This window comes from Pseudoalteromonas sp. Z1A8 (genome assembly GCF_011378855.1).
In the GTDB taxonomy this organism is placed as follows: domain Bacteria; phylum Pseudomonadota; class Gammaproteobacteria; order Enterobacterales; family Alteromonadaceae; genus Pseudoalteromonas.
Genome location: NZ_WTLB01000014.1, coordinates 38,991 through 52,346 on the forward strand (window position 1 = coordinate 38,991; position 13,356 = coordinate 52,346).

Consider the following 13,356-nt stretch of genomic DNA (forward strand, 5'->3'; position numbering starts at 1 on the left):
TTTTCTCTAAAACTTTACAAAGCCACCCACTGGTTTCATAAATACTGTGCTTGGGCCTGCAAAAGCTTGCGCAAACTCTTCTGATAATTGACTAAATACCGTTACTTTATCCATATCAACTACGCTTAAAAATAATGGCCCACTTTTGGCCCAACCAGCAAGATGTGTTTTAGCTGCGTCTTCATTTTGGTAGCGCTCGTAAATGTGCACACTGCGTTTATCTTCACTTACTGTCCACTCATATATTAAAGTCCCAGCTTCACTTTTAGCTGAAGCAATTAGTTGTGCCATTACCAGTAAAAACTCGTCATATTTACCTTCTTTAATTTGGCCTTGTACAGTCCACGCAACGTGATTTTTCATTATGCTTTACCTAATTTAAGTTGCGTTAAAATACTGTTTAACGTGTCTACTAGCTGTTGGTTTTTAACATTATTAAGTGCATCAACATGAGGAGGCGCAAAGCGTCCTGTATCGTTATCAAAATACAGACCTGCGGCATCTTTAAATTCATCGCTAAGCGCTGCGCGACAAAAAATATCTGCGCCAATTTTTAAATCGCCGCCATCTATACCGTAAGCGTCTTTTACCATTTTACTACCCAGTAATGATTTAGGATTTACCGATACAACTAATGGCCCAGTATCTTTAAGCTCCAGCCCTAAATGACGCGACCACATAGTAATAGCCAATTTACTTTGTGCATAAGCCGCACTATCTGAAAGTTCAGTGTTACCTACTAGCGCGTCTAGCTTAACGCTTGATTGCGCAGCTGATGACACATTAACCACTCGAGAATCACGGCCAAGAACAGGTAATAATAGTTTTGTAAGAAGATAAGGTGCAATCGTGTTTACAACAAAGCGAGCATCAATACCATCAACCGTTGTAATATCAGCTAATTGATAAACGCCTGCATTATTAATCAGTACGTCGAGCTGCTTATTATTTTCGGCCAAGTCGGCTAATACTATTTGTGCCAATACCTGTACTTGGCTCATATCGCTTAAGTCAGCAATATAGGTATGTGTACTCGCACTTGGGTATTGCTCGGTTAAAGCTATTTGTAGCGCACTGAGTTTTGCTTGGCTGCGGCCATGCAATAATACAGTGTGACCTTGTGCTAATAACATTTTGGCGGTTTCAAGCCCAATGCCATCGGTAGCACCGGTAAGTAAAATTGTTTTGTTCATGTTGATCTCCCCTTACTTTATTTTCGCTATGTTAGCACCCCAACTTACTGCTGATAATTAGGCCAATAGTTGAATCAGTTTATAGAATTAATTGATAAAGCTAAGCCTATGTTAGTTAATGTAAAAATATTACTTTAAAAGGCAGATGAGTATTTAAGCTGAATGTTTTTTATGCTTTTATTTGAATTACCCAACAATCATAACTATTGTTTTTAAACCACCTTAATAGTAGTATTTATCATATAAATACACTTTTCGAGAAAACACATGAAAGTTTTAGTTACTGGCGGCATGGGTTACATAGGTAGCCACACATGTATTGCATTGCATGAAGCGGGCATTACACCTGTTATTTACGATAATTTGTCTAATGCTAGCCCTCGTGTACTTGACCAACTCGAAAAGATTACTGGTACTCGATTTGAGTTTATCTTGGGTGATATTCAAGACGAACAACAATTTAAGCTTGCTCTAAAACATACTCAAGCTAAGGCTGTATTTCACTTTGCTGCTTTAAAAGCCGTTGGCGAATCAACTGAGCAACCACTGCGTTATTATCAAAATAATGTGTCGGGTACATTAAGTATGTTACAAAGCATGCAAGAAGCCGATGTTAACCACATTATATTTAGCTCATCAGCTACTGTGTATGGCGAGCCAGATTACCTCCCTATTGATGAAAAGCACCCTATACGCGCTACTAATCCATATGGTTGGACTAAAGTCATGGTTGAACAAGCCATGCAAGACGTATGTAATGCCAACAGTCAATTTATGGGGATTGCGCTTCGTTACTTTAACCCAGTAGGTGCGCACCCAAGTGGTTTATTAGGTGAAAGCCCTAATGGTATTCCTAATAACTTAATGCCATTTATTGCTCAAACGGCGGTAGGTAAACGCGACGTGGTTAATATTTTTGGTGACGACTATGACACTGAAGATGGCACGGGCGTACGTGACTATATTCACGTTTTAGATTTAGCTAAAGGCCATGTAGCGGCATTTATGCAGCATAAAACAGATACCGCCTTCCATGCTTACAACCTAGGCACAGGGCAAGGTTATTCTGTGCTTGATATGATCAAAGCATTTAGCGCATCAGCCAATAAAGATATTCCTTATCAAATTGCACCGCGCCGAGCAGGTGATATTGCCTGTAACTACGCCGATGCCACAAAAGCGCAAAACACACTTAACTGGCACGCAGAACTAACACTTAGCGACATGACAAATGACACATGGCGCTGGCAAACTAATTACCCAAGTGGGTTGGAGAGTTAATATGGCTTTATTAGAAAGTACTCACAGACGTAAAAATCCGCTAACGGGTCGTTGGGTATTAGTGTCACCACATCGTAATAACCGCCCATGGTTAGGCGCAACAGAAGCCGTTAACGAAAACGTATTACCAAAACATGATGACAGCTGCCCACTTTGCCCAAGTAATACCCGTGCAAATGGCGACAGTAACCCTGATTACAAATACACACACGTATTTAGAAATGACTTTGGCGCATTAACGCCTAATGCCAGCAAGCAATTACAAAGCTTAGAGTCAGACAGCGATTTATTTATTGCCGACGAAGCCAGTGGCGAATGCCGCGTAATTTGTTTTTCTCCAGAGCATAATAAAACACTACCAGAGCTTAGCCAAAACGCATTGCACGAAGTAGTAAAAACCTGGAAACAAAATTACACAGAGCTTGCACAGCAGTACGAATGCGTACAAGTTTTTGAAAATAAAGGCGAGATCATGGGTTGTTCGCAACCTCATCCTCACGGCCAAGTATGGGCTCACTCGCATTTATCAACCGAAATTGAAGCCGAAGATAACCAGCAGCTTGCCTATTATAAAAAGCATGGCACAGCCATGCTTGCCGATTACGCGCAAAAAGAGCAAGCAGATCAAACACGTGTTGTATTTGAAAACGAACATTGGCTTGTTGTTGTGCCATTTTGGGCAGCATGGCCGTTTGAAACAATGCTAGTAACTAAAGATAACATTCAAAATTTTAGCCAGCTAAACGATGCGCAAACCGACTCTTTGGCTCAGGCACTTAAAGTATTAACCACTAAGTACGACAACGTATTTAATTGCAGCTTCCCGTATTCTATGGGATGGCACAATGCACCGGCTAATCGAGGCTCAGATGAGCAACATTGGCGCTTGCACGCCCATTTTTATCCGCCGCTACTTCGCTCAGCTACCGTGAAAAAACACATGGTTGGCTACGAAATGCTAGGCGAAAGCCAGCGCGATTTAAGCGCAGAAACCGCCGCTTCTATTTTACAAGCAGCCAGTACCACACACTATAAAGATACAGCAGGACACACAGATGAAGCTTAACGAATTCCAACAACAATTTTTGTCACTGTATGACGTGCCTGCTCAAGGTATTGCAGCCGCTCCAGGGCGTGTAAACCTAATTGGCGAATTTACCGACTACAACGACGGTTTTGTTTTACCGTGCTCGTTAGAGTTTCGGACCCAAATAATGTTTAAGGAGCGCGACGATAACATTATCACTGTGCATTCTTTAAATTACCCAGGCGAAAAAGACAGCTTTAGTGTTGATGAAGCAATCACTGAAGGCCAATCGCAATGGGGTAACTATATTCGTGCCGTGTCATTTGTATTAAAGCGTGCGGGCCATACTTTACGCGGCGCCGATTTACTTATCGACAGTAACTTACCGCAAGGCAGTGGCTTGTCGTCATCGGCAGCACTAGAAGTTGCTGTTGGCGGTATGTTTAACCATATTGCACAGCTTGGTTTAAGCGAAGAAAAAATTGCACTGCTAGGCCAAGAAGCCGAAAACGACTTTATGCATTGCCAATGCGGCATTATGGATCAGCTTATTTCAGCTAAAGGCGAAAACGGTCATGCGCTATTAATCGACTGTGAAAACCTCGCAACTAAATCAGTAAAAGTACCGGATGATTTAAATATTGTTATTGTTAACTCTAACTACCCACGTAAATTGGTAGATAGCGAATACAACCAGCGCCGTATTGATTGCGAACAAGCAGCTGTAAAAATGGGTGTAAAAACACTTCGCCAAGCAACCATGACTGGCCTGCAAGCAGTAAAAGCAACATTAAGCGAAAACGAATATAAACGTGCACACCACGTAATTAGCGAAAACGACCGTGTAATTGCAGCAACTACTGCACTACAAAATAATGATATGGATACACTTCGCACGCTAATGGCTGCATCGCACCAATCACTTAAACACGACTTTGAAGTAACCGTACCTGCAACCGATGGCCTAGTAGAAATTTGTAAAGAAGCGATGGGCGATCGCGGTGCAGTTCGTATGACGGGTGGCGGCTTTGGTGGTGCTATTGTATGTTTATGTCGTGATGCAGAAGTGCCACTAATTAAAGCAGCGGTTGAGCAGCATTACTTTGAACGCTTTAACTTAAATGCCGATATTTACGTATGTTCAGCGGGTTCAGGGTTACAAATTACGTCTTTTTAAATAAAGTTAAGGAATAAGCATGGCAAAGGTTAATTGGGGAATTATTGGGTGTGGCAATATTGCTCACACCTTTGCTAAGAGTATTGCGCATTGCGCTGATGCTCAACTTATTGGCGCAGCATCGACTAGCGAGCAGCGTGCAAAAGAGTTTGCCACACACTATTCAATTAAAGGTTATGAGAGCTATCAAGCTCTTATGCAATGCCCAAATATTGATGCCATTTATATAGCTAATACCCACGAGCAACATTTTAAAGCCATAGCGCAATGCTTAACACACAATAAGCACGTGCTAAGCGAAAAACCTATTACCGTTAATGCTCAGCAGTTGCAAAGCCTCACTGAGCTTGCCAAGCAACAAAACTGCTTTTTAATGGAAGGCGTTTGGATGCGTTTTTTACCGGCCATAGTAAAATTACAACAGCTCCTAAGTGAAGGTGTTATTGGTAATGTGCACAGTGTTAATGCCAACTTTAGTTTACCTGGCAGCTTTGCCGACACTCACCGCTTAATGAACCCTGCAACAGCAGGTGGCGCCCTGCTCGATTTAGGTATTTATCCTATTTCGATTGCCGATGTGGTATTTAATAAAGCCCCAGAACACATCAAATCCTTTGTACACAAAAGCACAACCGGTGTTGATGAGCGAAGCACTGCTATAGTTGATTACGGTAACGGGCAATTTGCATCACTTACCAGCGCACTTCAGCAAAACGGCCCAACAGAAGCATGTATTAATGGTGAGCTTGGCTATATGCGTATTCCTGAATTTGTAGGCGCGCAATCTATAGAACTGCATATAAATGGCCAAGATCCGCAACACTTTGAATACGACTTTAGTGACGATGAAAACTTTAAGTTTGAAATTGCACATGTCACGCAGTGTATATTACAAAAACAAACCCAAAGCAGCGTATTACCACTGGGTACTAGCTTACGGGTTATGAACATAATGGATACCTTGCGAACACAATGGCAGCTGCAATATAGCAATGCCGTCGAGTCGGCTGAACTGACTAATTAAAAGATAAAAATACACAACAAGGACACACAATGACACACACACTCAAAGCGCTTTCAAAAGCCATATTACTTGCTACGTGCAGTTTATCTGCCAGTGCAGCCTTTGCTGAATCTAATAAACCAGAGCAGCTATATCCGCCAATCACTAGCGAAGTACTTCCAGAACTTGCGGCAAAAGGTAATTACAATGTGGGTGTGCAAACACTTGATTTAGTTAACCCCGCGCAATTTGATCCCGCCACACAAGGTCAAAAAGATCGCCCTTTAAAAGTAGAAGTATGGTATCCGGCTGCAAATACAGCAAAATCGCCACTTACCAGCTACACCAATGAAACTCGCTCAGGTAAAGAGTTTACTTTGCAAGCTGATGCTATGCGCGATGTAGCCATTAATAATAAAGAGCATTACCCTGTTATTGTGCTTTCTCACGGTTATACCGGTTACCGTACGATTATGTACTACCTAGGCGAGCATTTAGCGTCGCATGGTTACATTGTGGTAGCGATTGATCATACCGACTCAACCAATGCTGATGTTGATTTTAAAAACGCACCGTTTTCGGGCTTTTTTAGCACGCTTATAAATCGCTCACGCGATCAGCAGTTTGTTATTAATTACTTTAATGAGCAAAACAACTTTGCAAGCAAGCAAGTAGATAACAAAAGCGCAGGCGTAATTGGTTACTCAATGGGTGGCTATGGCGCGGTAAATACAATAGGTGGTTGTTACTCTTTTAATGAGCAAACTACCGCTATGTTTACAGGTATGAAAGACTCAGCTCAAATTGAAAAAGTACAGCAATTACTAAACAGCTGCGCTGGTGGGCAATACCAAAACCCAAAAGTAGACCCGCGTATAAAAGCGATGGTGGCCTTTGCACCATGGGGCGGACAGCATAATATATTTGATGCCAAAGCGATGAAAAATATTAAAGTACCGTCGCTTTATATAGCCGGTAGTTTAGATGACATATCAGGCTATGAAGGTATTAAAAGCCTTTATAACCAAACAGGTAGCAAAGATAAGTACATGCTTACTTACAAAAATGCACGCCATAATATTGCACCTCACCCAGCTCCGGCTATTGCACAAAGCAGCAGTGAATTAGATATAGGCCATTACTACGAGCCATCGTGGTCTATGCGCACACTAAACGAAATCAACAAACACTTTGTACTTGCCATGATGGATTGCCACGTAAAAGGTATCGCCAGCGAGTGTAAATACTTAGATTTACCACAAAACGGCGACCAAGCTGTTGTTGATGGTAAGCCGCTGCCACAGTGGCGCGGGTTTGATAAGCGCTTTTCAACGGGTATGGATTGGCAACAAGCCAAACCTCACACCAAGTAACAATAAGCTTTAAGCGGCTGTTTTAATCAATAGCCGCGTACGCCCTTAAAATAATGCCAAAACAAAACGCCTTTTATATAAAAGAGTTACCAGTAAATATTGGCGCGTTTGTTTTTTAATCGGCTATTTTAAGAAAAAACCATTGCCATTAACTTCGGTTAAAGGCAATCTAGTCATATATAAGATAAGATAAATAACATAAATATCATGTCCAAATACATACTCTCAATTGATCAAGGAACCACAAGCTCTCGGGCCATCTTGTTTACAAAAGATGCAGACGTTTTTGGTACAGCACAACAAGAATTTTCGCAGCATTTTCCACAAAATGGTTGGGTAGAACACGACCCTAACGATATTTGGCAAACAGTGCTTAGCACTAGTCGCGAAGTGTTAACTAAAAACGATGTAAAGCCTGAAGAAATTATTGCCATTGGTATCACCAACCAGCGCGAAACCACTTTAGTGTGGAACAAAAAAACAGGCAAAACAATTTATAACGCTATTGTATGGCAAGACCGTCGCACAAGTGACTATTGCGAAAGCCTAACAACTGATGAGCTTTGCCAAACGATAAGCGAAAAAACAGGCTTATTGCTCGACCCTTATTTTTCGGCCACTAAAATTCGTTGGATTTTAGATAACGTTGAAGGCGCACGCGAACAAGCCCTTGCAGGTGAGCTCGCCTTCGGTACGGTTGACACTTACCTACTTTGGCAGCTAACAGGCGGCAAAGAGCACCGCACCGATGCAACCAACGCGTCACGCACCATGTTATTTAATATTCACACCCAGCAGTGGGATCAAGAGCTTCTAGAGTTATTCGATATTCCAGAATCTATGCTGCCAGAAGTAATGGATTCAGCTGACGAGTTTGGTTCAACCAGTGCTGACATTTTTGGCGCGCCAATTCGTGTTTGTGGTATTGCAGGCGATCAACAAGCTGCGCTTGTTGGCCACGCATGTTTTGAACAAGGCATGGCTAAAAGTACTTACGGTACTGGCTGTTTTTTAATGCTTAACACTGGCGAAAAAGCACTGACCTCAGAAAACCGCTTACTGACCACTGTTGCTTATAGATTAAACGGCAAGCCAACTTACGCCATTGAAGGCAGTATATTTATGGCTGGCGCAACTATGCAGTGGATTGTTGAAGGCTTAAAACTACTTAGCCATGCTGGCGAAAGTGAATCGATGGTTAAAGATGTACCGCTCGATCATGGTGTATTTTTAGTGCCTTCGTTTACGGGTTTAGGTGCTCCTTATTGGGACCCTAATGCACGTGGCGCTATTTTAGGGCTAACACGCGATTCGGGTATTAGCACCATAGTTGCCGCAGCGCTGCAATCAGTTGGTTACCAGACCAAAGATTTACAAAAAGCGATGGAGCGTGATGGTCTTCGCCCAAGTGTGCTTCGTGTAGATGGCGGTATGGTAAAAAATAATTGGGTTATGACCTTTTTATCAAACATTTTAGGCGCAACAGTTGAGCGCCCAACTGTGACCGAAACCACTTCTTTAGGCGTAGCATATTTAGCTGGCTTACAAACAGGTGTGTACGAGTCGACTGAGCAGTTATCTAAAATGTGGACATGCGACCGTCGCTTTGAGCCAACCATGAGTGCCGACGAGCGTAACGATCTATACGCAAAATGGCAGCACTGCGTAGCTCAAGTATGCTTAACGAATAAAAACTGCCCATAGTAAATACTAAGTGGTTAAGGCTAATACTTTAACCACTTTGCTTTTTTAACTTAGCTAAATGCTAGATTTAAAAAGCATGCTTTACTGCTTTAAATTGAAAATGGATTGGCGTCAAAATTAACGAATAAAAATCTGGGTTTTCTATTGTCAAATGAAAACAGCAGCTTTATGATGCTTATGTCTTATTTATATTACAAATAAAAAGGTTAGCTCGGTGGAATTAGCAGATAACGAATATGACTTACTAGTCATCGGTGGCGGTGTAAACGGCACTGGAATAGCAGCTGATGCAGCAGGCAGAGGATTAAAAGTACTCTTGTGCGAACAATCAGACCTTGCCTGTGCAACATCTTCAAACAGTTCTAAGCTGATCCACGGTGGTCTGCGCTACCTTGAGCATTACGAATTTAGATTAGTAAAAGAAGCCCTAGCAGAGCGAGAAGTGCTACTTAAAAACGCACCTCATATTATGTGGCCGCTAACCTTTAGATTGCCGCATCAAAAGCATTTACGCCCTGCGTGGATGATTCGCATTGGTTTGTTTATGTATGACAACCTAGCGAAACGCGAAACACTAGCGGGTTCTCGAAGCATTAAATTTGGCGAAAATAGTGTTTTAGAACCCTCTATTACCAAAGGGTTTGAATACTCTGATGGCTGGGTTGACGATTCTCGCTTAGTCGTTTTAAACGCCCTTGCAGCGCAACAAAAAGGCGCCGTTATTACCACACAAACTAAGTGTGTAAATGCTAAACGTGAGCAAGGTAAATGGCAGGTAACGCTTGAGCAGCAAAAGAGCAAAGCTAAATACACCATTTCTGCCAAAGGCATTGTTAATGCTGCGGGTCCTTGGGTAGCTAAATTATTTGATGAAGCCCTAACAGAAAAATCACCACAAAATATTCGCCTTGTAAAAGGTAGTCACATTGTAGTGCCTCGCATTCACGATGAGAAACAAGCTTATATTTTACAAAATAAAGATCAGCGTATTGTGTTTGTTATTCCGTTTGAAGATGACTTCTCACTTATTGGCACAACCGATGTAGAACACAAAGGTGAAGCACAAGACGTTAAAATTAGTGATGAAGAAATTGATTACTTAATTGATATTACTAATACCTACTTTAAACAACCGATTAAACGCGAAGACATAGTACATACCTTTTCAGGCGTACGCCCATTACTTGATGACGAATCAGTTAATGCACAAGCCGTTACTCGCGATTATAAATTAGAGCTTTCGAGTGATGCTAAGCAAGCACCTCTATTGAGTGTGTTTGGTGGAAAAATTACAACTTATCGCAAACTTGCCGAAGCTGCGGTTAATAAGCTTGAAGACTTTTACCCACAAATGAGCAAAGCGTGGACCAAGTATAGCTCGCTCCCTGGTGGTAATTTTAGCTCTGTAGAAGCACTTAAATCAGAGCTAAAAGCAAAATATGAATGGCTACCTGAAATAACACTTAAACGCTTTGTACGCACTTATGGTACTCGTGCTAAAAATATATTAGGTAGTGCAACTGGGTTGAGTGATTTAGGCCAAGATTTTGGCCATGGTTTATTTGCAGCAGAAGTAGATTACTTGCTAAATGAAGAGTGGGCAGAAAACGCATACAATATTTTATGGCGCCGCAGCAAATTAGGACTACGTTTTAATGAGGCACAAGTTGCTGCGCTCAATGATTACATTGAGCATAACCAAGCAGCTAAAAGCGCTTAACTATTAAGTTATAATAGCTTCCTGTTAACCCCTTTATAATTTAATTTTTATAGAGGGGTTTATTTTTTTGACTCTAAATTAAATAAATAATTAAAACCGCTAAGCGTCGCTGTTTTAATATCAAACTCAACACACTTCACACCTATTTGATTAAGCGCCGTAGTAAAACACTTATTCAGCTGCTTTGTGCCAATCACTACAACTTGTGTATCACTCAATAATTGCCATTCGCTAGCATGGCGAGCTGCTCGTACATCGCTGCCAATTAATACACCCGACAAATAGGCTTTGGCTTGTACTGGCGTTAACTCCTTTGAAAGCTGGCGTGTACGCACACTAAAAATACCATGTGCCAAGTTACCGCTATCACTACCTAAAGTTAGCTCACAGCCTTGCTCAAATGCTTTAAAGTCAAACTCACCTTCTGCACAGTCGTTAGGAATTAAAACACTTTGATGACATAACAAATCATATAACTCGCCGGTCATGGCTGTTTTAAAGCAAATGATTTCGCCGTTGTTTATAAGCACCCATTTAGTATGTGTACCCGGCAAACATAATAATATTTTACCTTGTTGATACTGTGTATTTTGTTTTAAAAAGCCGAGTATTTGCAGCTCTTCACCACGCATTACATCAAATAAGCCATTTTGCAGCGTACATTTTGTACCTGGGAATGCCTTAATAATATGCCCATCGCAATCAAAGCTAATAGCCGCATTAAGGAGTTCTTCGGGATTAATTGGGCATTCTAAATAAGGGGTTTTGTGCCAGCCAATACTTGAGGTAATTTGCCCTGCAATATATATAGGTAAACTGCCATATTGTTGCTTCCACACCGCAACAGTGTCTATTAAGGTTTGTTCAAAATTTTGATTCGCCTTAACCACACCCGGGCCATCACGCTGTGCTAATAATGTAAGTTTTGACTGTGCTTGCACTTCGCACAAATAAGCGCGTAAATGACTTGTGCCCCAGTCAACGGCAATAAAAAGAGATGAAGTAGCCAAACTTTACAGCCTCCCACCGTCAATTTTAATACTTTGCCCGGTAATCATACTGCTTTCGTCGGCGGCTAAAAAGAGTGCCAAATTAGCAACATCTTCAGGTGTTACTAACTTTTTAAGCGCCATGGCTTCCATCCACTTAACTTGCTCTTCTTCGGTAAACCAACTTGCTAGTTGACGGTCGGTGGCAACCCACCCTGGTAAAATAGCGTTAACGCGAATACCAAACTCGCCATAATCGCGTGCAAGTGCCTTAGTCATACCAATTAACCCTGCTTTTGCTGTTACATAACCGGCCATTTGTGGCTGGCCCATAATCGCGTTAATAGAGCTAAAGTTAATGATACTGCCCGCCTCATCACCTTTCATAAAAGACATAGCAACTTGAGAAGCAAAAAAAGCAGGGTTTAAGTTTATTTGTAAGCACTGATCCCAGTCTTGCACTGTAACGTCTTCGCTTGCTTGGCGGCGGTCGTTCGCTACATTATTAACTAGTACATTAATGGCACCAAAAGCGGCGCATGCATCTACAAGTGATTGCTGAAGTGCATGCGAATCAGTGACATCTACTTGTCTGTACCATAGTTTTGCATCGGGTAAATCACTAATGAGCGATTGTGCAGCCTTATCATCAATATCAATAAACGCTACTTTTGCATTTTGGTTTACAAAGGATTTAACCATTGCTCTGCCAATGCCTGATGCACCACCGGTAATAAACACAACTTTGCCAGAAATACTATGATATTGAGCTAGGGTGTCCAAATTAAACTCTCCAAACAACAACTTACAATAGTGTTTTGCTTATTAAAAACGCCAATAGACGTTATAAAGAACTAAAACGCTGTGCTAAAATAATTAGCCAATTAAAACTTTATATCATATCCTCAAGTACATTAATATGATATATGATATATAATAAAGCAATATATCAACTCGGAATCCTGCGCAATGAAAAGCCAACCTCGTCAAAATTTAACACAACAATTAACCCACGATTTGGGTTTTGCTATTGTGCGTGGTGTTTACCCTGTAAGCGAAGGCCTGCCTTCTGAAGCCGATTTATGTATAAAATACGATGTGAGTCGCAGTGCTACTCGCGAAGCCGTAAAAATGCTCTCTGCTAAAGGATTAATTTCTTCTCGTCCTAAGCAAGGTATTCGCGTACTACCAGAAAGTAGCTGGAATATGTTTGACACCGACGTACTGCGTTGGATTTTAAGCAGTAAGCCATCTTTATCATTATTAAAAGAGTTTACTCAAGTGCGTGTTGCGCTTGAGCCACAAGCAGCCGCGCTTGCAGCAGTAAATGCCACTGCTGAACAGCTCGCTGAAATTGATAACGCCTTAGCTCGTATGGCTGAAGCTGACGAAGGCTTAGACGACCCACTAGAAGCTGACATTGCTTTTCATACCAGCATATTAGTGGCCAGTAACAATCGCTTTTTTGTACAGTTAACTGAGTTTATTAGTACTGCGCTTAGAGTAAGTATTCGCTACACAAACCACATTAAAGGTGTACCGGGCGCAGACGTGGCTAAGCATGCTGATATTTTAGAAACTATAAAATCACGCGACCCTGAACGCGCAAAAAAAGCAGTAGAAACAATTTTAGAAGAAGCACTACAGTTAATTGAATCTAAATTAGTTTAATGTTAGTTCAACATATTGTATGAATATTGAGTCCATCGAATTTACTCTTTGCAGTATATTCAATGGACTTTTTTATTGCCTATAAGGCTTAATACCAATCCGCAATAATACTTAATCATTTTGCGGGGCTAAACGTGTCGCTACCTGCGTTAAAAAATTCTCATTTACGACTGCATGGATGCAGAAGGTAGAGCAATGCAGGAGCAATTGCCGAGAAC

General features: G+C 41.4%; 12 protein-coding genes. 8 read left to right on the forward strand and 4 right to left on the reverse strand.

Features of this window, described 5'->3' with window-relative positions; all coding sequences use genetic code 11:
- Positions 1 to 6: 6 nt before the first annotated feature.
- Positions 7 to 363: an antibiotic biosynthesis monooxygenase gene (locus GQR55_RS07495; protein WP_166420092.1), complete on the reverse strand. Its 357-nt coding sequence runs from the start codon at positions 361 to 363 to the stop codon at positions 7 to 9.
- Positions 363 to 1,193, reverse strand: coding sequence for an SDR family NAD(P)-dependent oxidoreductase (locus tag GQR55_RS07500; protein WP_166420093.1), 831 nt, complete (start codon positions 1,191 to 1,193; stop codon positions 363 to 365). The genes GQR55_RS07495 and GQR55_RS07500 overlap by 1 nt, the downstream gene beginning before the upstream one ends.
- 267 nt (positions 1,194 to 1,460) lie before the next feature.
- Between GQR55_RS07500 and galE the strand changes: the two genes are divergently transcribed.
- The 7 genes from galE to glpD all read left to right on the forward strand — a co-directional run bounded on the left by galE (position 1,461) and on the right by glpD (position 10,478).
- On the forward strand, positions 1,461 to 2,474 hold the full coding sequence (galE, locus tag GQR55_RS07505) for a UDP-glucose 4-epimerase GalE (protein ID WP_166420094.1): 1,014 nt from the start codon (positions 1,461 to 1,463) through the stop codon (positions 2,472 to 2,474).
- Position 2,475: 1 nt separating this feature from the next.
- On the forward strand, positions 2,476 to 3,540 hold the full coding sequence (locus GQR55_RS07510; RefSeq protein WP_166420095.1) for a UDP-glucose--hexose-1-phosphate uridylyltransferase: 1,065 nt from the start codon (positions 2,476 to 2,478) through the stop codon (positions 3,538 to 3,540).
- Entirely contained in the window at positions 3,530 to 4,678 is a 1,149-nt protein-coding gene (gene galK, locus GQR55_RS07515; RefSeq protein ID WP_166420096.1) for a galactokinase, read from the forward strand. The genes GQR55_RS07510 and galK overlap by 11 nt, the downstream gene beginning before the upstream one ends.
- 19 nt (positions 4,679 to 4,697) lie before the next feature.
- Entirely contained in the window at positions 4,698 to 5,702 is a 1,005-nt protein-coding gene (locus tag GQR55_RS07520; protein ID WP_166420097.1) for a Gfo/Idh/MocA family oxidoreductase, read from the forward strand.
- 29 nt (positions 5,703 to 5,731) lie between these two features.
- Complete coding sequence (locus GQR55_RS07525; RefSeq protein WP_166420098.1) at positions 5,732 to 7,054, forward strand: dienelactone hydrolase family protein; 1,323 nt, start codon at positions 5,732 to 5,734, stop codon at positions 7,052 to 7,054.
- Positions 7,055 to 7,261: 207 nt separating this feature from the next.
- Complete coding sequence (gene glpK, locus GQR55_RS07530) at positions 7,262 to 8,758, forward strand: glycerol kinase GlpK (protein WP_032826852.1); 1,497 nt, start codon at positions 7,262 to 7,264, stop codon at positions 8,756 to 8,758.
- Between the two features lie 214 nt (positions 8,759 to 8,972).
- Complete coding sequence (glpD, locus tag GQR55_RS07535; protein ID WP_166420099.1) at positions 8,973 to 10,478, forward strand: glycerol-3-phosphate dehydrogenase; 1,506 nt, start codon at positions 8,973 to 8,975, stop codon at positions 10,476 to 10,478.
- A gap of 59 nt (positions 10,479 to 10,537) precedes the next feature.
- Here glpD and GQR55_RS07540 read toward each other — a convergent pair whose 3' ends face one another.
- Positions 10,538 to 11,488 (reverse strand): 2-dehydro-3-deoxygalactonokinase, encoded by a 951-nt coding sequence (locus tag GQR55_RS07540; RefSeq protein WP_166420100.1) that lies wholly within the window; start codon positions 11,486 to 11,488, stop codon positions 10,538 to 10,540.
- A gap of 3 nt (positions 11,489 to 11,491) precedes the next feature.
- Entirely contained in the window at positions 11,492 to 12,250 is a 759-nt protein-coding gene (locus GQR55_RS07545) for an SDR family oxidoreductase (protein WP_166378329.1), read from the reverse strand.
- Positions 12,251 to 12,436: 186 nt separating this feature from the next.
- Here GQR55_RS07545 and GQR55_RS07550 point away from each other — a divergent pair, with 186 nt between their 5' ends.
- Complete coding sequence (locus GQR55_RS07550; protein ID WP_165728301.1) at positions 12,437 to 13,138, forward strand: FadR/GntR family transcriptional regulator; 702 nt, start codon at positions 12,437 to 12,439, stop codon at positions 13,136 to 13,138.
- Positions 13,139 to 13,356: the final 218 nt, after the last annotated feature.